At 56.0% G+C, this 20,802-nt stretch carries 20 protein-coding genes; 8 read left to right on the forward strand and 12 right to left on the reverse strand.

What is annotated here, in order from left to right; translation table 11 throughout:
• Positions 1 to 222 precede the first annotated feature (222 nt).
• Positions 223 to 1,623: an aspartate kinase gene (locus ACP5OT_RS04160; protein ID WP_424676269.1), complete on the forward strand. Its 1,401-nt coding sequence runs from the start codon at positions 223 to 225 to the stop codon at positions 1,621 to 1,623.
• A 46-nt stretch (positions 1,624 to 1,669) separates the two neighbouring features.
• Here the strand turns inward: ACP5OT_RS04160 and ACP5OT_RS04165 are convergent, their stop codons facing one another.
• Positions 1,670 to 2,725 (reverse strand): 3-deoxy-7-phosphoheptulonate synthase, encoded by a 1,056-nt coding sequence (locus ACP5OT_RS04165; RefSeq protein ID WP_424676268.1) that lies wholly within the window; start codon positions 2,723 to 2,725, stop codon positions 1,670 to 1,672.
• Between the two features lie 182 nt (positions 2,726 to 2,907).
• Positions 2,908 to 3,801, reverse strand: coding sequence for a dihydrodipicolinate synthase family protein (locus ACP5OT_RS04170; protein ID WP_424676267.1), 894 nt, complete (start codon positions 3,799 to 3,801; stop codon positions 2,908 to 2,910).
• A gap of 120 nt (positions 3,802 to 3,921) precedes the next feature.
• Between ACP5OT_RS04170 and ACP5OT_RS04175 the strand changes: the two genes are divergently transcribed.
• Positions 3,922 to 4,989, forward strand: a complete 1,068-nt coding sequence (locus ACP5OT_RS04175) for a glucose-1-phosphate thymidylyltransferase (protein WP_424676266.1) — start codon at positions 3,922 to 3,924, stop codon at positions 4,987 to 4,989.
• 275 nt (positions 4,990 to 5,264) lie between these two features.
• Here ACP5OT_RS04175 and ACP5OT_RS04180 read toward each other — a convergent pair whose 3' ends face one another.
• From ACP5OT_RS04180 to ACP5OT_RS04195, 4 genes are all read right to left on the reverse strand, one after another.
• On the reverse strand, positions 5,265 to 6,029 hold the full coding sequence (locus ACP5OT_RS04180) for a hypothetical protein (RefSeq protein ID WP_428113846.1): 765 nt from the start codon (positions 6,027 to 6,029) through the stop codon (positions 5,265 to 5,267).
• A 502-nt stretch (positions 6,030 to 6,531) separates the two neighbouring features.
• Positions 6,532 to 7,248: an RAMP superfamily CRISPR-associated protein gene (locus tag ACP5OT_RS04185; protein WP_424676264.1), complete on the reverse strand. Its 717-nt coding sequence runs from the start codon at positions 7,246 to 7,248 to the stop codon at positions 6,532 to 6,534.
• Positions 7,249 to 7,303: 55 nt separating this feature from the next.
• Positions 7,304 to 7,552 (reverse strand): hypothetical protein, encoded by a 249-nt coding sequence (locus tag ACP5OT_RS04190; protein WP_424676263.1) that lies wholly within the window; start codon positions 7,550 to 7,552, stop codon positions 7,304 to 7,306.
• A gap of 242 nt (positions 7,553 to 7,794) precedes the next feature.
• Positions 7,795 to 9,189 (reverse strand): Cas10/Cmr2 second palm domain-containing protein, encoded by a 1,395-nt coding sequence (locus ACP5OT_RS04195; RefSeq protein WP_424676262.1) that lies wholly within the window; start codon positions 9,187 to 9,189, stop codon positions 7,795 to 7,797.
• A gap of 641 nt (positions 9,190 to 9,830) precedes the next feature.
• Between ACP5OT_RS04195 and ACP5OT_RS04200 the strand changes: the two genes are divergently transcribed.
• From ACP5OT_RS04200 to ACP5OT_RS04210, 3 genes are all read left to right on the forward strand, one after another.
• On the forward strand, positions 9,831 to 10,796 hold the full coding sequence (locus ACP5OT_RS04200) for an AAA family ATPase (RefSeq protein ID WP_428131411.1): 966 nt from the start codon (positions 9,831 to 9,833) through the stop codon (positions 10,794 to 10,796).
• A gap of 195 nt (positions 10,797 to 10,991) precedes the next feature.
• Positions 10,992 to 11,771, forward strand: a complete 780-nt coding sequence (locus ACP5OT_RS04205) for an enoyl-CoA hydratase-related protein (protein WP_428112990.1) — start codon at positions 10,992 to 10,994, stop codon at positions 11,769 to 11,771.
• Positions 11,772 to 12,102: 331 nt separating this feature from the next.
• Positions 12,103 to 12,519 carry a GNAT family N-acetyltransferase gene (locus tag ACP5OT_RS04210; protein ID WP_424676259.1) on the forward strand — a complete coding sequence of 139 codons (417 nt, stop codon included), beginning with the start codon at positions 12,103 to 12,105 and terminating at the stop codon, positions 12,517 to 12,519.
• Positions 12,520 to 12,537: 18 nt separating this feature from the next.
• On the opposite strand, the gene ACP5OT_RS04215 is transcribed toward ACP5OT_RS04210, so the two are convergent.
• Positions 12,538 to 12,780: an ATP-binding protein gene (locus ACP5OT_RS04215; RefSeq protein WP_424676258.1), complete on the reverse strand. Its 243-nt coding sequence runs from the start codon at positions 12,778 to 12,780 to the stop codon at positions 12,538 to 12,540.
• An 89-nt stretch (positions 12,781 to 12,869) separates the two neighbouring features.
• Between ACP5OT_RS04215 and ACP5OT_RS04220 the strand changes: the two genes are divergently transcribed.
• Positions 12,870 to 13,544 carry a Crp/Fnr family transcriptional regulator gene (locus tag ACP5OT_RS04220; RefSeq protein WP_428112995.1) on the forward strand — a complete coding sequence of 225 codons (675 nt, stop codon included), beginning with the start codon at positions 12,870 to 12,872 and terminating at the stop codon, positions 13,542 to 13,544.
• Between the two features lie 16 nt (positions 13,545 to 13,560).
• Here the strand turns inward: ACP5OT_RS04220 and ACP5OT_RS04225 are convergent, their stop codons facing one another.
• A complete protein-coding gene (locus ACP5OT_RS04225) occupies positions 13,561 to 14,313 on the reverse strand; it encodes an HpcH/HpaI aldolase family protein (protein ID WP_424676256.1) in 753 nt (250 codons plus the stop codon).
• 168 nt (positions 14,314 to 14,481) lie between these two features.
• Here ACP5OT_RS04225 and nirK point away from each other — a divergent pair, with 168 nt between their 5' ends.
• Complete coding sequence (nirK, locus tag ACP5OT_RS04230) at positions 14,482 to 15,528, forward strand: copper-containing nitrite reductase (RefSeq protein ID WP_428112998.1); 1,047 nt, start codon at positions 14,482 to 14,484, stop codon at positions 15,526 to 15,528.
• A 15-nt stretch (positions 15,529 to 15,543) separates the two neighbouring features.
• Here nirK and ACP5OT_RS04235 read toward each other — a convergent pair whose 3' ends face one another.
• Together ACP5OT_RS04235 and ACP5OT_RS04240 are read right to left on the reverse strand one after the other, a co-directional pair.
• Positions 15,544 to 16,617 carry a glycosyltransferase family 2 protein gene (locus ACP5OT_RS04235; protein WP_424676254.1) on the reverse strand — a complete coding sequence of 358 codons (1,074 nt, stop codon included), beginning with the start codon at positions 16,615 to 16,617 and terminating at the stop codon, positions 15,544 to 15,546.
• A gap of 122 nt (positions 16,618 to 16,739) precedes the next feature.
• A complete protein-coding gene (locus ACP5OT_RS04240; RefSeq protein ID WP_424676253.1) occupies positions 16,740 to 17,825 on the reverse strand; it encodes an inositol-3-phosphate synthase in 1,086 nt (361 codons plus the stop codon).
• Positions 17,826 to 18,415: 590 nt separating this feature from the next.
• Between ACP5OT_RS04240 and glnA the strand changes: the two genes are divergently transcribed.
• On the forward strand, positions 18,416 to 19,837 hold the full coding sequence (glnA, locus tag ACP5OT_RS04245) for a type I glutamate--ammonia ligase (protein WP_424676252.1): 1,422 nt from the start codon (positions 18,416 to 18,418) through the stop codon (positions 19,835 to 19,837).
• Positions 19,838 to 19,931: 94 nt separating this feature from the next.
• Here the strand turns inward: glnA and ACP5OT_RS04250 are convergent, their stop codons facing one another.
• Positions 19,932 to 20,195, reverse strand: a complete 264-nt coding sequence (locus tag ACP5OT_RS04250; RefSeq protein ID WP_424676251.1) for a hypothetical protein — start codon at positions 20,193 to 20,195, stop codon at positions 19,932 to 19,934.
• A gap of 160 nt (positions 20,196 to 20,355) precedes the next feature.
• On the reverse strand, positions 20,356 to 20,643 hold the full coding sequence (locus ACP5OT_RS04255; RefSeq protein WP_424676250.1) for a hypothetical protein: 288 nt from the start codon (positions 20,641 to 20,643) through the stop codon (positions 20,356 to 20,358).
• Positions 20,644 to 20,802 lie beyond the last annotated feature (159 nt).

Genomic DNA, 20,802 nt, shown 5'->3' on the forward strand with positions numbered 1-20,802 from the left:
AAAGGCGTCGAGCGCGCAGAGGGTTTGATGGGAGGGGCGGGAGTGAGAAACTAGCCAGTACCGTAGACTCTTAGCGCCTTTGCGTTTAGAAACACTTAGCGCCTTTGCGGCCTTAGCGTCTTTGCGATATTTGGGTTAAGTTGTTCGTAGCGGAATCCACGTCGCGGTGATGCAAATTGCACGCCGCGGCGTGTTTTAATTATGGGCAAGGAGGAACTTGTTATGCGTCTCGTGATGAAATTCGGTGGTACGTCGGTTGGTAGTGCCGACGCGATCCGCCGGGTGGTGGAGATTGTCGGTACGCATGCTCGCGAACATGAAGTGGTCGTCGTCGTATCGGCGATGAATGCCCCCGATCTGCGCACCACCGACACCTTGATCGCAGCAGCAAAAGCGGCGGCTGCCGGTGATGGAAATGCTACGGCACAGATTGCATCACGCCTGCTCGAACTCCATATGCGGGCTGCTGCCGAGGTAGCGACCCCGGCAGAGTGCACGGCGCTCGAACCCCAGATTCGCTCGATGCTCGATTACATGAGCGATCTTTCGCGGAGTATTGCCGTACTCGGTGAGCTAACGCCGCGCGCCCTCGATCTGTTTAGCGGGCTAGGGGAACGTCTCAACGCCCGCTTGATCGCCGCTGCACTGCGTAGCGCCGGGATCGATGCCGAAGCCATTGATGCCACCGAGCTGATCGTTACTGACGACCGCTACGGTAATGCTTCACCGATCGAACCTGACACGCGCGAGCGCAGTTGCGCACGGTTGTTGCCGCTCCTTGCCGCAAAGCGCGTCCCCGTCGTCACCGGTTTTATCGGCGCTACCCGCAACGGTGTCCCAACCACCCTCGGTCGCGGTGGTTCCGATTATACATGTGCGATTCTCGGCGCCGATCTCGATGCCGACGAAGTTTGGTTCTGGAAAGAAGTGGACGGAGTGTTGTCGGCGAATCCTAAGGTCGTTCCCGAAGCACGAACCTTACCCCGACTCTCGTATGCCGAGATGGGCGAGATGGCCTATTACGGAGCCAACGTCTTACACCCCAAGACCGTTCAACCGCTCGTCCACCGTCGCATCCCTATCCGCATTCGTAACACCTTCAACCCCAGCCATCCGGGGACGTTAATTGATGCCGAAGGCGATGGTGAGAGCGTGCGGGCGATTACGGCAATCAAAGGGTTGAGTCTGATCACCGTTGGCGGGCCGGGCATGCTTGGTTTGACCGGCGTGGCAGCGCGCATCTTTGGTGCGGTGGCGCGGGCCGGCGCCAACATTTTGCTGATCTCACAAGCCAGCAGTGAGCAGAGTGTGTGTTTCGCCATACCGAGCAACGAAGCCGAGAAAGTGGTTAGCGAATTACGCTGTGAACTTGATCGGGAATTTGCCGCCCACGATGTTGAGCATATCGGCACAATTGCGCCGGTCGTGATCGTGGCTGTGGTCGGGTCGGGCATGCGAGGTACGCCGGGGATTGCCGGGCGGGTGTTTGGCGCGCTCGGCGCGGCGGGGGTCAACGTGATTGCAATTGCGCAAGGGAGCACCGAGAATAACATCTCGCTCGTTGTATCCGAGCACGATGCCGATGCAGCGGTACGGGCTGTCCATGCCGCGTTTGTAGGGTAATCCTGGTGGAGAGGTGGGCATCAACCCGCCTCTCGTCATTACCGCCTTAGCGCTTGCTCAGCGCCAGATGGGCCTCGTGTAACAAGCGTTCGGTTGTGTCCCACCCAACACAACCGTCGGTCAGTGAAACACCGTACTTCAGCAGGCTGCGGTCGGCGACAAGTGGTTGCTTCCCCTCGAACAAATTACTCTCCAGCATCATCCCGATGATCGGCAAATCTTCTTCGACCATATAGCCGAGTACCGTTTGCCAAACCGCTTCTTGACGGCGAAAATCGCCACCGGAGTTGGCGTGACTGCAATCGACCATTACTGCCGGAGTCCGTTCGGCTTCGCGCATCAACCGCGTCGCCTGCACGATGTACTCGAGATGATAATTGGGGCCGTAGCGGCCACCACGCAAAATGACGAAACCATCAGGATTACCGGTGGTACGTACCACTGCACTGCGCCCATCTTCATCGATACCGAGAAAGCTGTGTGGTACCGCTGCCGAAACACAGGCGTTGACAGCGATCTGAATACCGCCATCAGTACCATTCTTAAAACCAACCGGCATCGAAACCCCACTGGCTAACGCTCGGTGCGTTTGTGCTTCGCTGGTGCGGGCGCCGATCGTCGCGAGACTAATTTGGTCGTCGAGGTATTGCGGACTAATCGGATCAAGCATCTCGGTCGCGACCGGCACGCCAAGTTCGTTGATCGCCAGTAACAATTGGCGGGCAATGCGCAAGCCTGCGGCCATATCGAACGAGCCGTCAAGGTGTGGGTCATTGATCAAACCACGCCAACCGACGGTGGTGCGCGGTTTTTCGAGATACGCTCGCATCACGATCAGTAACTGGTCACCGAGCGGGCGTTGCAGCGCTTGCAGGCGACGGGCATAGTCAAGAGCAGCTTCGGGATCGTGGATCGAGCATGGCCCAACCACCATGATCCGACGGTGATCTTCACCACGTAAAATCCGGCGAATCGCGTCCCGGGTTTCGGCAACCGTGTGGGTCGCAGCCTGGCTGATCGGAAGTTCGGCTTTTAGTACACGTGGTGGTTGAAGCGGTAATAGTTCACGAACGTGCAGATTGGCTAATGGTGTCTGGTTCATAGGGCGTGTGCTGGTTGCGCAAAAACGCAAAGGCGCGATGCGGCCTTCGCGTCTTTGCGTTCGATATATCTAGTAGTAGTATACCGTAAATCGGATAGATGCTTACTGTTGTAAGGCGGAATGAGGCCAATAAGATAGGCGTAGCGGCTGGAACGCAGACGCTCCGCTCATCAATTGTGTAACTATGCTCCGGCCATAATCCGCTCGTAGGCGATGCGCAGTGCATTCACCTCCTCGTTGTCGAGTGGCATGAGCGGCAGGCGTAGCGCCGTCTCCGGCAAATGACTCGTCCACGTTAGCGCCGCCTTCAATGCCGGAGGTGTATTGATGGGATCGATCAGATCACGCACAGCGCTAAGCTTAGCCTGCGCTGCCGAGACATCACCACCTTGATAGAAGGCGTCGTACACGGCACGGGCGAGATGGGGAAACGCGCTTGAGAGAGCCGTAATCGCACCGGCAGCACCACCGGCCAACGCCCGGGCAATCAACCGGTCACTCCCGGTGAAGATACGAAGTTGCGGATAGCGGTCGATCAACATTCTTGAATGCTCCCAATCGCCGCTACTATCTTTGAGACCGTAGAATTGACTCGGATGGCTTTCGAGAAGGCCATCGATGATCGTAGTTGTAATCGGCACACCGGTCACCTGGGGAATGTGGTAGAGCATGACCCGCGCATCTGCCGGCAGAGCATCGCAGAGGGCGCGAAAATAGGTTAGTACACCGATCTCTTTTGGTTGCTTGATATAAAACGGCGGCATCACCAAGATAGCATCCACTCCCAGATCGAGAGCTGCCCGGCTCAGCGCTATCGTATCGGTAAGCGCTGCGCAGCCGGTACCGGCAATCACGCTCAGCTCACCGCGGTGTTGCATAATAATATCCAGGGTGCGGATCCGTTCGGCAACGCTCATTGACGGCCCCTCACCGGTGGTACCAAGTGCTAACACGCCATAAAGACCACCGTCGGCCAAAAAGTGTAGGTATTCCGGCAGCCACTCATAATCAACCGGACCCACATCACTGGTGAATGGAGTAAGCATCGCACTGATAATACCGCGAATCTCCGCCATACAAGACCCTCCCTCACTACAACTACCTATTTTGCTGACTCTACCATAAGTTGCTAGATCTGCCACATGGTGTAGAATCAACCGGTGATACCTAAACTCATATCAGCGAAGAAGGCGGCTATGAAAGGACTTGTGCTAAGCGGTGGGAAAGGCACCCGACTACGCCCGATTACGTATACCAGCGCCAAACAACTTGTACCGGTCGCTAACAAGCCGGTACTTTTCCGTGTGATTGAAGCGATCCGCGATGCCGGCATTACCGACATCGGTATTGTGATCGGTGATACCGGCGACGAAATTCGGTCGGCAGTCGGCAATGGCCGGCGGTGGGGAGTGAAAATTACCTATATCCCGCAAGAAGCGCCGCTGGGGTTGGCGCATGCGGTCAAGATTAGCCGCGATTTTCTGGGTACTGATCGGTTTGTGATGTTTCTGGGTGATAACTGCATTCAGGGTGGGATCAGTCCGTTGATCGAACAGTTTGGTAACAGCAACTACAACGCGCAAATCGTGTTGAAAAAGGTCAGCGACCCACGCTCGTTTGGTGTTGCCGAACTCGATGACGATGGGCGAATTATCCGGTTAGTCGAGAAACCGCGCGAACCGAAGTCGGATTTGGCACTGGTGGGCATTTACATGTTCGATCACCACGTCTTCGAGGCGGTTGAGGCAATTCGCCCCTCGGCGCGAGGCGAACTCGAGATTACCGACGCCATTCAGTGGTTGGTCAGCAACGGGTACAACGTGTACCCGTACATTCACGAGGGGTGGTGGATCGATACCGGCAAGAAAAATGACATGCTCGAAGCCAATCGGTTGGTGCTCGAAGAGATGGAGCCGGCGGTACACGGGTATGTGGATCGTGATTCGCAGTTGATCGGCAAAGTTATTATCGAACCGGGCGCCGAGATCATCAACAGTACGATTCGCGGTCCGGCCATCATCGGTGAACATACGCGGATCGTCAATGCGTATGTAGGGCCGTTTACTTCGATCTATCACCATTGCCACATCGAAGAGTGCGAGATTGAGCATAGCATTGTGTTAGAGTATTGCACAATTCGCAACCTTCCCCACCGGCTTGAAGACAGCTTGATCGGGCGGAACGTGGAGATCAGTCGTAGCCCGTTACGACCGAAAGCATACCGACTGATGTTGGGCGATAACAGTTCGGTGGGAGTACTGTAGCACGATCGATCTGATGGTTATGCGCCGTACCGTTCATAACCGCTTAGCACCATTCTGACCAAGGTACGGCGCGAGCAACCTCGATGGGCCGGCAAACGCCCCCATAGTGCAGTCTTCGTAATGGAACCGACAGAGCAAGCTCTGGGATGCACACAAGCGGCGCTTCGTTCCGTCGCTTAGTGCGGCGTACTCACCTCAGCCAACGGGAGAGTGTAGGCAAACGTTGCCGCCAACCATAAGTCACCGCTCAGACATCAATCACTTCCAATGGAACTTCAGGCAGCATCCAGAACCTGGTCATCCATCATTCGATTGTCTTCTACCCCCATTTCCTTATGGTAAACCTCAGGTATCGGAATGCCGAGTTCGCGAAACACCGCACAGCTTTCTGCATCAAATGGCTGCTCCGCCACGACTTGCAGAGCTTGGTTATAGTTGAGGAAGTTATAGTTGGAGAAGATAAACAGCATTTGAATCCTGACCTTGCGCCCATTGGCGGCATACATGGTGGTAACGTAGTGGGGTATCTGATCGCTGTAGGTGTATTCCAGATTGGTATAAATATCAATTTTATCCCAATACTCACTAAAGTTTGGCAATTCCCGAAAGTGCGCTAATCGCTTTTCAAACTCAGGGTCAGTTTCACAATACCTGGTTTGCAATTTAAAGCCAACAATATGTCGCTTGGCAGTCATCTCCCATTCGTCGTGATCGCAGTACAACGCGCGGTAGATCGGTGATTGCGGATCAAAGATGAGCTGGATAACATTACGCATCACGTTCAGTGACGCTCCAAGTTGCGCGCGCGTCATACCTAACAGCTTCGACAGATGATCGTTCGCATCGAGCACATCCCAATAATGGTTGAGAATATAGGCCGGGAGTGAGAGGAACGCGAGCGTCTTGCGGGCATCCGCCAGGAACGGCTCTGATTCCTCAGGCGACGGACTGACCAAGACGGAGTGATGTCCGGCAGCCGTGATGAGTCGTGCGGGTTCCTCTCCGTCACATTCCAGATAATCGGCAATATAGCGGACCATCGCGCAGTCCGGTGGCCTCTTGAGTTTTCCAGACCGAAGCGCTTTGTACGAGGGATAGACCAGATCGACAAACTGGTTGTACCTGAAAGTCTTGGGTTCACCGCGCCAGCGTACATGAGCTCTGCCCTTGATTGAGTTCCGTGCGGCGGGCTTTAAGCAGCTCTTCAACCACCTTGACAAACGCTTGGCAGGAGGGATGAACATTGTCGAGGTTGCTCATCGTTGTGTCTTTGTTGACGAATGGTAGGGCGGTGGACAAGGAACTATGCACTGTCGCGGCGCTACAATAATGATAGCGCCGCGGTGTAACCAAACCTCGCTTACGGTTTCTTTTCTGCTATATATTGTAGTCGTGCAATCGGTAAAAATGGAAGATAGTTTGGGATCATTTTGCAATCTTTGCTCCGTCGAAGCGTATATGAACCTCCACACCGAACTTCGCTCCTACCTTCGGACTGTGCTTGCATAGTCAGATGTGTCTAGATTCGGTGACCGGAATATCCTACATTGACACGTTGACAAGCAAGTGAGAATGTGCTACGCGTCGGAATATGTCTTGGATTGGTGACGGGAGTATCCTGCCAACAGAAACCAATTGCGTTGCCGGATGCTCTTGTTGATCGAGAAAGACCCTTGCCTCAACTGTCGCCCAACCCAAACCGCGCGACTTCGTGCCGCCCCAACGGGTACTGAGATGTGACGCCATCCAGAGGAGCGCGGCGTGAGACACGTCCGTAATTTGGCCGGTAATGGCGCGCGGCGAATGGAACGTCTCTTGCGCGGTTTCTTGAAACATCAGCAGCTTGTCAGCAGCCGTGCGGCGCGCGCGGTTGATCGTCACCGAAGGGCGAATCAGACTCTGATGTTGGATGCACTCAGTGCGCAGCGCATCCATCTGCGCCGGATCGCCGATAACGCCGGGCAGATCAGCGAAAAAGAGCGGTGAGCGTAATTTGGGCGTGCCAAATATTTGTTTAACTAGCGTATTTATCTCTTCGCGATCCGGCCCATCAAACGGGCTAGGAATATCTTGCTCTAACCCGCGCAGCACTTGCTCGACAGACCAGCGCAAACGGCCTTTCAATTGCGAGCCGGGGATGATCGGACGGCCCCAACCATCACGGATAATACTCTTATCAGCAATGGTCATCACGCTACCGCCGGCGCCAATGCTAAAGGCAGTGCGGCTGGCAATAGTTAATTCAATGCGTAACTGCATAGCATCTCCATCACTACTTGGCGGGCACAAACTCATAGGCTTCCAGCAGGTCTGGTCAAATCGTCTCGTAGCGTCGTTCTTTACCCGTGCCATCAAGTCGCGATGACCAAGGCGGCACATGCACCCGTTGCGGCATAGATGGCGATGGCCAGCACCACGCTTTCTCAACATGTTCGATCAGCGTCTCGCTAATGCCGCGCAGGCGCGAACGGGTGTAGAGATATTCCATTGCACTATCAAAGATGCCGGCGGTGCGGTTGCGCAACAACACCCGCTGGATGCGGTAGAGTTGCGAGCGTGGCACATTGGCCTGTTTCAGTGCTCGAATCGACGCCAGCAGACCGGCGAATTCGGCCTATGTGTAGGGGCGAGCAGTAAGACGGCGCTGGCTGTCTGAGAAATCTTGCAATGCCTCAGCGCGTAAGGCATCAATGCTATCGCTCACCATCCCGATAGACTTCAGCACCATAAAGTCAATCGCGCCGTCGAAGAAATTACCGGTTGCGTTCCGTTTGACCAGCTTCTTCGCATTTGTCAGCAGTTTTTCTACCAGATCGCGCAGGAAGAAGAAGGGGTGTTTTCTTGGGCAATCAGCACCCCAGCCGAGAGACCAACGGCGGGGGAACAGGTGCGGATTGCTTGTGCAACAGGATCGTTACCGTGATACCGGACAAGTTTCTCTTGACTATTTTCCGTTATTTTGCGCTGGATCAGCGATCCGAGCCGTACTGTCAACTCTCGCTCGAAATGCAGTGCAATCGTCAGCGCAATATCAAACGCCTTGTCTCCCGGCACGATAATGAAGAGATCATCGCCGCCGATGGCAAGAATCTCGAAGAGATGGATTTTATTCGCCGGTGTGAGATGCTCAGCTAAAGCAGTAAAAATAGCTTCTCTCGTCACCTCGCTCAACACATGCGAAACTTCGTAATAGCGCTGGGGGGTGGTCAGCGTTGCCATGAGGCGACCAATATTATTACCGTCGGCGTAGATCAGGCCGATGTAGCGCGATGGCAAGGAAGCCGCAGCGATATCTGCTATATCGGAGGCGGGCTTGATTGCAGCGTTATCAAGGTGACGAGCGTAGTTGCTTTGTGGATGGTTGTCGAGAAACTCGTGCCAGCGCGTTTCCCAAGTCTCTAAGTCCGGCGGTACGCGCCACGGTTTCAGTGTTTTCTCGAGATCGCCAATATCTACGCCTTTGACCGTGCGACCAACCGCTAGTTTGCGGGCCGATGCTTCGCTAAGCTGCCGGCGATCATCGCCGACTCGCGCTTCGATCACCGCTGAACGCACATCACTGCTGTGGCACTTCACGTCCCACGGCATTAACTCGTAATGCGGCAGATAGTGTGGCTCGCCATGGCTAGCCCGTTCATCGCGCCGGCGGTGAAACATCGTTGCCAGCACCGTTACGAGTTCGCCAAAGGTCTTGCGATTGAAGAAGCGCCATTTGAGGGCAGTTTCACTCTTGTCATTCGCAGCGAAACCTGAATCTTTATGGAGATAATAATACTGTTCCAGTTCCGCCCATTTGTTAGCATCTTGGCAGTCGTGAATAAAATCCTCAACCCAATAGAATGAATCTGTCGCTTTGTCGTGGAACAGTCTCCCATAGCGCAGTTCGAGCAGGTCGAAGCAAGCGGCGATGGCGACGCTGTTTGCGGTAAGGGTGTGTTCGGTGTAGGTGCGCTCTACTTGAGTGGCTAGTTCTTGTGCTTCGGAACAGGGAGTGAAGGCCAAAAACGAGCCGCCGCTCGCATAGATGACATACGGATGCGGTTTGGATGGATCGCCTTTCGGGAAGGCCTTGTGCCAAATCTGATGCACCTGCTGCTCGCCCACCCAATCGAGCAGCGCGCTGGCGCCGCGAATTTCAGGCAGTTTGGGGGCCTCAAAGACATAGCCCTTGATCTTGGTCGCGCCGCCGTAGACTAACACCAAGCGGCGTTGATTGGAATGTGCGTTAAGCTGTCGATTCAGCGCTTGCAGTCGCTCACGCGATGGTTTGTCTTCAGCCGTGAGCACGCGCTTGATGAGGGCAATCAGATCATCGGAAGGGGGGCGGGTGCGCAAGGCACTCGGCGATGACGCGGTTGTAGTCAGGTGTATCTGACATAAAAACCTCAAGTCTATGCTTAGGAAAATGTTGCTCTTTATCATACTATCTCCGCATGATGTGGTGCAACCTCAATCGTTGGCTTTATTGGCACTTTTAGAACATCCGTTCCAAAAACTCCTAACACCCATGTGGGTTTCGTGTGGGATAATGTGGGATAATGTGGGATAACGTGGGATTGCGAGTGTCAAGCGATTTGGTGCGCGGGTGAGATCGGGTTGTTCTCGGATATAATGATGAGCGGGAATAAGACACGGATTCACACAGGTTGGGAAGGGTGGAATAAGATACGGAATTGGCGCGAGTTGAGACGGATCGGGCATATAGGGCACGGATTCACCCGGATATGACGGATCGCTAAGGACAATGTTCGATCCCAATCCATTACATCCGTAGGTTTCTGTGTGACCTTATCGAGCAAATCGCATCCAGATCGGGTAGGTCTGCGGTAAAGAGATAGAACGTGACGTTACCATCAACCTCAACTGATGTGCGCGCGCTGGCCGAGTTTGCCGGGCGGGTGCGCGCGAATGTGGCGCGGGTGATCGTCGGCAAGGGCGAGGCGATTGACCTGTTGTTGATCGCGTTGTTGTGCGGCGGGCATGTGTTGATCGAGGATGTTCCCGGTGTGGGGAAGACGATGCTGGCCCGCGCGCTGGCGCTGTCGTTGGGGTTGAGTTTCCGGCGGGTGCAGTGTACGCCTGATCTGTTGCCGAACGATCTGACCGGGGTGAGTGTCTATCGTCCTCAGACCGGTCAGTTTGTCTTTCAACCCGGCCCGCTTTTTAGCCATGTGTTGCTGGTTGATGAGATTAACCGGGCGACGCCGCGCACGCAGAGCGCTTTGCTGGAGGCGATGGGTGAGGCGCAGGTGAGCATCGATGGCGTGACCCATCTGCTGCCGCAGCCGTTTTTGGTTTTGGCGACCCAGAACCCGATTGAGTTTGAAGGCACTTTTCCCTTGCCGGAGGCGCAGCTTGACCGATTTTTGGTGCAGGTGCGGCTGGGCTATCCGTCTCCGGCTGAAGAGGTGCAGATGTTAGCGGCGCTGGCTGGCGAGCATCCGATTACGCAGCTTGCGGCGGTGGTGGATGGGTCGCAGGTGCCGGCGTTGCAACGGGCGCTGTATGGGGTACGGGTGGCGCCGTCGTTGCGCGAGTATTTGGTGCGAGTGGCGCAGACGCTGCGCGCGCATCCCGATTTGGCGCTGGCGATGAGTCCGCGGGCGACGCTGGCCCTGTTTCGGGCCGGGCAGGCGCGGGCGGCATTGGCCGGGCGCGATTATGTGTTGCCCGATGATTACAAGGCGCTGGCGGGGCCGGTCATCAGCCATCGCTTGCTGGTGCGGCCTGCGGCGGCGTTACGTGGGCGCACGGCGGCGGATATTCTGGCTGAGGTGGTGGCGAGTGTTGAATTGCCGCTAGAGTGAGACGCAAAGGCGCAAAGATATCAAACGCAGAGGTGCAAAGGGCGCTAAGGTTTTTGGCGGTTTATCCTCAACCGTACTTGTGTCCCATCCCTACCATCCTTATTTGCGATCTTCGCGTTCTTGGCGGCTTTGCGTTAAACTCGTTGCGGCTCTGCGTTAAGCCAACCTTTTTTTCATTCACACAGGAGTATCGCTATGGCAGTGCTGACCCTGACCCGCAATGGGCCGGTGGCGACGCTGATCCTGCAACGTCCGGCGGTGCATAATGCGTTTAACCCGGAGGTGATCGCCGGCATCACCGAAGTTTGTCACGAGGTGCGGCATGACCCGGTGGTGCGGGTGCTGGTGGTGCAAGGTGATGGCCCTTCATTTTGCGCGGGGGCCGATCTGAATTGGATGCGAAATAGTTTGTCGTATTCGCATGAAGAGAATGTCGCCGATGCGACCCGGCTGGATGCGATGTTTACCGCGCTCGATACGCTGCCGCAGGCGGTGGTGGCGCGGGTGCATGGAGTAGCCTTGGGGGGCGGGGTGGGCTTGGTCTGTTGTGCCGATTATGCAGTGGCCGCCGAGGATGCGGTGTTTGGCTTGACCGAAGTGCGCTTGGGGTTGTTGCCGGCGGTGATTGCCCGCTTTGTCGCTACCCGAATCGGGTTTGGCCATGCCCGCGCGTTGTTCGTGACCGGGAGGCGGATCAAGGCGGCGCAGGCGCTGGCGATTGGCTTGGTGCATGAAGTGGTTCCGCCAGACCAGCTTGATGCGGCGGTCGATGGCGTCGTGGCCGATCTGCTGCGCGGTGGCCCGCAGGCGATTGCGGCTAGCAAGGAATTGCTACGCGCCGTGCGCAGCGAGCCGCTGGCCGAGGTGCGCCGGTTGGCGATCGAGGCGATCGCCGCAGCGCGTACCGGCCCGGAAGGGCAGGCTGGCCTGCGTGCCTTTCTCGAACGGCAATCGCCGCCGTGGTCGATGGGGTAAGCAAATAAACGCAAAGGCGCAGAGACGCAAAGAGGGATGAACGCAAAGGCGTAGAGAACGCAGGGGTTGCTAAGGTCTTTGGGTGTTTACCCCAAACCGTACTCGCGGCCCATCATTACAATCATCTTCGCGTGCTTCGCGCCTTTGCGTTAAACCCTTTGCGACCTTCGCGTGCTTTGCGCCTTTGCGTTAAACCCTTTGCGACCTTCGTGTGCTTTGCGCCTTTGCGTTAAACCCTTTGCGACCTTCGTGTGCTTCGCGCCTTTGCGTTAAACCCTTTGCAACCTTCGCGTGCTTTGCGCCTTTGCGTTAGCGTGTGATCGGTACTGGCATGCTGCAATTTCCCGGTGCGCCAGTGTTCGAGCGCGCGCCGCGCGGTACGCTCGCGGCGGCGCTGCGCGAGATCGGCCTGCTACCGACGTTGCAATTAGCGGCCACCGTCTCTCGTACCCTGTTCGGCGTCTACCGGCACGATGATGCGCAGAGCGCCTTGATCCACAGTGTCGTGGTGGCGGCGGCGGTGCGCGGTCGTGGTGCAGGGCAGGTATTGATAGCCGCGCTGGAAGATCGCATCCATGCTCGCGGCTTGGCCCGCGCCCGGTTGCAAGTGCTGGCGAGCAATACCGGTGCGCAGCGATTCTATCGCCGGTTGGGGTATCGCGAAGTGTGGCGGTTAGACGGCTGGTGCACCCGGTTGGGTTGGCCCAGCTTTGTTATGGAAAAAACCGTCGTCCCGCTGTCGTCGTAGTTTGCCTCGTGCCGGCCATCATCCATCCCGGGTCGTGCAGAAGGTGATGGTAAACGGTCGCCCAATCGCACCTTGCGGGCAATAGGTTTCGCAGAGTGGGCAGAAGGTGCACGCACCTGCATCAACAATCACCGCGTATCCATCGCGCACTGCGACCGCATGCGTCGGACAGAGCGCTTCACAGATACCACAACCGTTGCAGCGGTTGCGATCTATTTCGGGTAGGACGGTGGCGGCAGAGGATAGTGGTTGTGTGATCATACCCTCACCCCTTTTCAATCCTTCTGCTCGCCACTATAATGATGTTGTCGTCGGTATGCAGTGACAATCATCACACCGGTAAGTAGCAATTGAGTAACGAACGAATAGCCCAATTACGACGGGTGAGTTTCTGTTCGCACTTACCCGAATCTACGGTGCAAGCGTTGGCAACGATTGCCTACCCGTGTTCGTACTCGTCGGGTGCTGTGATTGTGTTAGCCGGCGAACCTCCGCAGGCGATGTACGCGATTGTTGCCGGGCGGGTGAAGTTGGTGCGAGTCGCCCTCAATGGCCGCGAGCAGATCGTCAATGTCATGGGCGCTGGTCAACATTTCAATACCGTGCCAATTTTTGACCACGGCCCTTGTCCGGTCAACGTTCAAGCAATTACCGACGTTGATCTGCTCGTACTGCCGATTGACGCTATGCGCCGGTTGGTCGCCGAGCATCCACCGTTGGCAATGGCGTTACTGCGCGAATTTGCCGGCCGCTTGCGCCACATGGTCAATCTGATCGATAATATTGCCCTGCACAGCGTGCAGGGCCGTTTGGCACAATTGTTGCTTAATCGAGCGATTGCTTCTGAACAGGGTGAGATTGTCGCACCGCTCACCCAAGCCGAAATGGCGGCGATGATCGGTACCGTGCGCGAGATGGTGAGCCGTACCCTTCATCAGTTTGAAGCGCAAGGCTTGATCCGTATCGAGCGCGGCGCAATTGTAATCTGTGATCGCGAGGGCTTGGTAGCATGTGCGGAATCGTAATGGTGTAGCTCTCCTGCTATGCCCGTACCGTTTGCAAAGCGGCAACAGCCCCTTTCATGATCAAATCCCCATCATTCACAATCGTGATGAAATTGAAGCCGAGTGCAGCCAAATCGGCAGCAAGATCGGGGTTGGCATAGATGCCGGTTGCAAGCCCACGTTGCCGGCAGACGGCGACGATCCGGCTGAGTGCAGCCCGGAAGGGAGGTGCGGAAAAATCGACCGGCACCGGTAAGCCGAGGCTCAAGCTCAGGTCAGCCGGTCCGACATAGAGGCCATCAATGCCAGGTACGTCGGCAATCGCCTCAAGCTGCTCCATCGCGTTTGCCGTCTCGATCATCGGCATTAGCACCGGCAGTTGCGCCACTGCCGCCGGTGCTGCGACCCCGTGAGCCACACCAACTCGTACCGGCCCATAACTACGTATCCCTTCTGGCGGGAAGCGGCAAGCGGCTACCAACGCTCGCGCATCGTCGGGGCCATTGATCAGTGGCGCGATAATCCCTGCTGCGCCACGGTCTAATGCTCGCATAATCGCCGCCGGTTCGTTCCACGCTAAACGTACAAATACCGGACAGCGGCGCTGATCGATGGTATGCAGAATCTGCAATGCGGTCGGGTCGTCAATGAGGCCGTGCTGTAAATCAATAGTGAGCGAGGGAAAACCGGCGGTAGCCAGCAACTCGGCGCTCCACGGGCTGGGAATGGTCAGCCATGCGTTATAGACAACGGAGCCGTTGGTCCACTGTTGGCGGATCGTGTCGATCATAGTAGGAGTCTCCATCTTGTCGGCGGGAATGTCTGCATGGTAGCACAGAATGGCCTGGCGCAGACAATAACCGGCAGTGTGATGAGATAGTGACTTTTGTCACATACTCTTGCGGCAGCGTCGGTTACGATGTGTACAGGATAAGCCTGAATAAACAAGGAGCCGTCTATGATCCGCCGAATCATAATTACTCTGGTCACAGCTCTTCTGACCGCTTGTACAGCAGTACCTTCCCCAACCGGTGTGCAGATGCCGGTCCTACCAACCGTCGCCCCGGCGATGGAAGTGACGCATGAGGTGATGCTGCCAGCCAATGCTGTACCGGCACCGGTCGGTGCGCGTCCGGCACAGACGGTGACGGTCGAATTAACAACGCGCGAGGTGGTGGGCTATCTCGGTGATGGAAGTACGTATACCTTCTGGACATTCAATGGTACGGTACCCGGTCCGATGATCCGTGTGCGGGTCGGTGATACAGTCGAGCTGGCGTTAACCAATGCCCCCGATAGCATGTTGCCGCACTCTATCGATCTGCACGCAGTGACCGGACCGGGCGGTGGTGCAGTCGCAACGCAAGTTGCTCCCGGCCAAACCAAGCGTTTTCGCTTCAAGGCTCTCAATCCCGGTGTGTTCGTCTACCACTGCGCGACGCCGCATATTCCATCGCATATCGCCAACGGTATGTACGGGCTGATCGTAGTCGAACCGGAAGGTGGCTTGCCACCGGTTGATCGCGAGTTCTACATCATGCAAGGTGATTTCTACACGCAACAAGCCCACGGTACACAAGGGCACCTTACCTTCAACCCGCTGGCGGTGAAGGATGAAAACCCGACCTACATTGTCTTCAACGGGCGGGCCGGTGGTTTGACCGGTGATCATGCGATGAAGGCCCGGGTTGGTGAGACGGTACGACTCTTCGTCGGGGTTGGTGGCCCGAATGTGAGTAGCAACTTCCACGTGATCGGCGAAATCTTTGATACGGTGTACGTTGAAGGTGGTAGCCTCCAGAACCACAACGTCCAGACGACGATAATCCCGGCGGGTGGTGCGGTGATTATCGAGTTCAACCTGGAAGTGCCCGGTACTTATATCTTAGTCGATCACGCGCTCAGTCGTTCGATTGACAAGGGGGCAATTGCCAAGATCGTGGTAGAAGGCGAGCCTAACCCCTCCGTATTCGACGCTGAAGAGATTAATACCGCCGGCCATTAGCGGCAAATGATCACATTACGGTCGCGTTGATGACTGTGAATCCTTAGCTATGGTCTCATCTTGCTCGTCGTTGATGGTCACTCCCAGCGCCCGCTCGATTCGGTCGAGTCGGGCGCTGATCGTGCGGCGCCACGCCTCTTGTTCAACTAAATTGACGCGCGTGCGATAGAGAATCTCTTCTTGCAGGCGGCGCACACCGCCGACGCGGTCGGCTAATAGCCCGATCAAAAAGATGATCAGCGCCATCAGCACCAATACGCTCCCGACCAGCAGCGATTGATCGTTCGTTGCCGACAGGATATTTAGCCGTCGTCCAATGAAGACAAAGGCCGCCCAAGCCAGCAGGATGAAACCGGGCGTCGCAAAGAAGAGGGCGATATAGCTGAAGACCTTTAGCGGTTCGTAAGTAGTGTAGGTGCGGGCGATGATCGCTGCCTGTCGCTTAATAAAGTTCCAGTTACCACGGTGTAACCGCGACGGTCGCTGCACCGGGTTGGTCGTGATCGGCACGGCGACAATCGTCAACCGTCGCTTACCGGCTTGGATCAGATTCTCAACGGTGTAGGAAAAATCGGAGGTGACGAAGGTGCGCAATGCAGCTTCGCGTGAGAGAGCGCGAAAGCCGGAAACCGTGTCGGGGACATTTGTTTCCGATGCCCAACGCACTACTGCGCTTCCCACGTGTTGTAGAACTTTTTTAAGTGGTGAAAAGTGCTCGATCTGATGCACTTGTCGATCACCGATCACAATATCGGCTTTGCCGGCGAGAATCGGTGCGATAAGACGCGGAATCTCGCTACCGGGATATTGGTTGTCGGCGTCGGTGTTCACGATGATGTCCGCCCCAAGGCGAAGCGCAGTATCAATACCGGTCTGGTAAGCGGTGGCTAAGCCTTTGTTGGCGGTATGACGCACAACATGATCGGCTCCGGCGGCTAAGGCCACTGTGGCCGTATCGTCGGTGCAACCATCATCGATCAGCAGTACCTCAACCTGATCCACCCCGGGTATCTGGCGGGGAATGGCACGAATTACGTCGGCAATGGTATCGCGTTCGTTGAGGGCCGGAATCTGGACAATCAGTTTCATGCCCATCCTGTTTGGATAGTGTTCACGCAAAGGCGCAGCGACACGAAGACGCGCAGGATAGAGTTACACGTTCACCTGGCTCAAACCCGCAACCCCTCAGCGTCTTTGCGCCTTTGCCTTCCTTACTTTGCTCCCTCCTCACCGCGAATAAAGCGTTCGGTGAGTTCCCGTGCCTCGTAGTCGGTAAACTGGCGCGGTGGAGTCTTCATAAAGTAGCTGCTCGGTCCATAGAGTGCACCACCGATCCCCCGGTCGAGGGCTAACTTAGCGCAGCGAATGGCGTCGATCACTACTCCCGCCGAGTTTGGCGAATCCCACACCTCCAACTTCAGTTCGAGGTTGAGCGGCACATCGCCGAAGGTAGTGCCTTCCATACGGATATAGCACCACTTGCGGTCGCCGAGCCATGGCACGTAGTCACTCGGCCCGACGTGAACGTTCTCTGCCGGCAACTCGTAGCCCAACTGTGACGTGACCGCATTCGTCTTGCTGATCTTCTTGCTCTCGAGCCGCTCGCGCTCAAGCATATTGAGAAAGTCGGTATTGCCACCGAAGTTCAGTTGGTAGGTGCGGTCGAGGCGCACACCGCGCTCTTTGAAGAGGGTGGTCAGCACACGATGGGTAATCGTTGCGCCGACTTGGCTCTTGATATCGTCGCCGATAATCGGTAGCCCCTTCTCTTCAAACCGCCGCCGCCAATACTCTTGGCTGGCGATAAACACCGGAATGCAGTTAATAAAGGCACAACCGGCATCGAGGACCTGCTCGACGTACCATTTCGTCGCCATCTCGCTACCGACAGGGAGAAAATTAACGACCACATCGGTGCCGGTGTCGCGCAAAATACGCACAATGTCATCGGTATCGCGCTTCGACTTACGGATCACCGTGCTCAGATACTTACCGATGCCGTCGTGCGTCATACCACGCGAGACGGGGACGCCCAGCTTCGGCACGTCGGCGAAGCGGTAGGTGTTGTTCGGTTCGGCGAAGATCGCCTCGGCCAGATCGCGATCGACCTTGGTATCGGCAATGTCAAACGCAGCCGAAAACTCGATGTCGCCTATGTGATAGCCGCCCAGATTGACGTGCATCAGACCGGGAATGTCATCGCCATCGCGGGCATTGCGGTAGTAATGAACTCCTTGCACCAATGAAGAGGCGCAATTACCAACACCAATAATCGCAACGCGGATCTTCTTACTCACAGCGTTTCGTTCCTTTCAACACGATTGCTTGCGACGACTGCCGCGCCATGGCGGCATGGATCGGCTTGCCATTGTACTCCGGTCGCGCCGCTTTGTAAAATGGGTGAGAGATGTGTGTATTGCGCGGGAGCGGAGGCCGCCGCGATGCGGCGGGCCTGCCGCCCGAAGCAAGCTCCTTATCTGAGGCATTGATAACGATGGTAAGAGCTAACCATTAGACAAACTATCCAATCCGATTATCGCAAGGATTGTACCCTCTCACCGTAGCGCGAGCGGCGGCAACTGATTAGACTACTGATAGGTGCAGATGTTGCACTCCGCCTGCGTAGGCGCAACAGCCAACACCGATGTGGCCCGGTTTGACGATGACCGTTTCGATGCTGCGATGTCGCGTTGCATTGAAGTGAATGCCTCGTCGGCTTTGACGCCTGCCTTGCGCGCTGCGCTCTATCTGCCCCCATGTGACGGAAGCCGACAGGAAGAATATGACGCCGCTGGTCGCCAATGTGCCGCGGCGTCGTTGCCTGTTTCAGGACCATATTCGTTCTGGCGGACCGCGTTCGTTCTTGTACTGTAAGGAGTAGGTTCTCATGGCAATGGATGCGAAGGGGGTCATTGAGCTGATTAAAGCCAAAGGAATTCAAATTGTTGACACGCGCTTTACCGACCTTTTTGGTGGGTGGCAGCACTACTCGCTGCCGGCCTCGCGGTTGACCGAGGATATGATCCGTGAAGGGTTAGGTTTTGATGGCTCGTCGATCAAGGGTTTTCAGGCGATCAACGAGAGTGATATGCTGATGGTACCCGACCCTTCGACGGCCTTTATCGATCCGACCCTCAGTATCCCGACGCTGGTACTGATCTGCGACATTATCGATCCGATCACCCGCCAGCCCTACAGCCGTGACCCGCGCACGGTGGCGAAGAAGGCGGAAGCGTATCTGAAGACAACCGGTATCGCCGATACAGCCTACTTTGGGCCGGAAGCGGAGTTTTTCCTCTTTAGTGATGTGCGCTTCGGTCAGAGTGCCAATCAGGGCTTCTACTATATTGATAGCCCCGAAGCGGTGTGGAACACGGGAGCTGAAGTGCCGGGGGGGAACAAAGGGTATCGCATCCGCCACAAAGAGGGCTACTTCCCGGTACCACCGACCGACACCTTACAGGACATCCGCTCGGAGATGATCCTGAAGATGATGGAGATCGGGATCGAGATCGAGCTACACCACCACGAGGTCGCTACTGCCGGCCAGTGCGAGATCGACATGCGCTTCGACTCATTGGTCAACATGGCCGATAAGGTGCAAAAATATAAATACATTGTGCGCAATGTGGCTCGCGCTCACGGGTACAGCGCCACGTTTATGCCTAAGCCGATCTTTGGCGACAACGGTTCGGGTATGCATACGCACCAGAGCTTATGGAGAGGCGGTGAGCCGCTCTTCTTCGATGAAACCCAGTACGCACTGCTGTCAAAGACGGCACAATACTATATTGGTGGCATCCTCAAACACGCCCCAGCATTATTGGCGATCTGTGCGCCGACCACCAATAGTTATCGGCGATTGGTGCCGGGCTTCGAGGCGCCGATCAATCTCGTCTACTCGATGCGCAACCGTTCGGCGGCTATCCGCATCCCGACGTACAGCTCGTCACCGAAGGCACGCCGCATCGAATTCCGTGCTCCTGATGCGATGTGTAACCCCTATCTGGCCTTTGCCGCGATGCTGCTGGCCGGTCTTGACGGTATCCAGAACAAGATTGAGCCACCACCACCGCTTGATGTGGATATCTACGAGTTGTCGCCTGAAGAGAAAGCCGACATTCGCGGTACCCCCGGTTCGCTCAACGAGGCGTTGGATGCACTGGAGCACGACTACCACTTCTTGTTGAAGGGAGGTGTCTTCACCCCCGATTTGCTCGAAACATATATCGAGGCAAAGCGCAAAGAGGCGGTCGGCTTGGCGTTACGCCCACACCCGTATGAGTTCATGATGTATTACGACGCCTAGGTATCACGAGCGTGTTTAGCCACACCGAATGCGAATGGGGAAACAGCCATTCGCATTTTGGTGTTGAATAGGGTGAGCGCACAATGGGTGTCGTTCAGCGGACACGCTTACGCCCACGAATACCGACCAAAAGCAGCCCGGCAAGCAGCATTGTCGAGATACCAACGTAGAGGGCAGCCGCGTCGATGGTCATTGCACCGCTCCGCACGAACGTACCGAAGCCAGGAATCATCCACACCAACCAGCTACACACAATCATGGCCCGTTGTTCGATGTCGGCCAATCGACGCGCTCCCAACGCCAGGATAGCGGTGGCCGCCCATCCGATCAACCCGATTAGCATCCCTTGAACTTCCATGGTCTCCCTCCGCGCTGCTATGCACTTGCCGGGCATTCCTCGTTGAGCTACCCAGTAGCCGTCGCTTGATCGGCGACGGAGAACTACCTGCATCATAGCAAAAGGATTGGATAAATTCAACAAGCAAACTGCCACATAATTTGTGCAAAATGTCTATATTTCACAACCGAAGGTAGCGAATAGCAATAGCAATGCCTGTGATGACGAGTACAAAGAGGAGAGAGAAGCGGCGGATGATCAAGAGGATTGGATCACTACGGACAATCGCTTCAGCGACGGGAAAGAATTGGGCGAGATGGAGGAGGCCGAGCACGATGATGATTAACGTTAGCGTTAGGCTGCCGGTCAGGAGCCACGCAAAGCACAGTAGAGCTGAAATGCCAACGATGCTCCAATACGTGAAGTGATTGCCCATGTCTGGATCATTGGTGGATTGGGGTTCGTCCATAATGATGCTCCTCTTTACCCAATAAAGACATTCTCCTATGTAGTATACCTAAGATATTAATAGACATAATATACACGCCACCCCTTATTGTCGACGATACTGCATCGCTCTGAGTAATCCCTATCAACGCGACATCGTTCTAACGAGCGATGTTTGGTA

Source organism: Chloroflexus sp. (assembly GCF_049970315.1).
Classification (GTDB): Bacteria; Chloroflexota; Chloroflexia; order Chloroflexales; family Chloroflexaceae; genus Chloroflexus.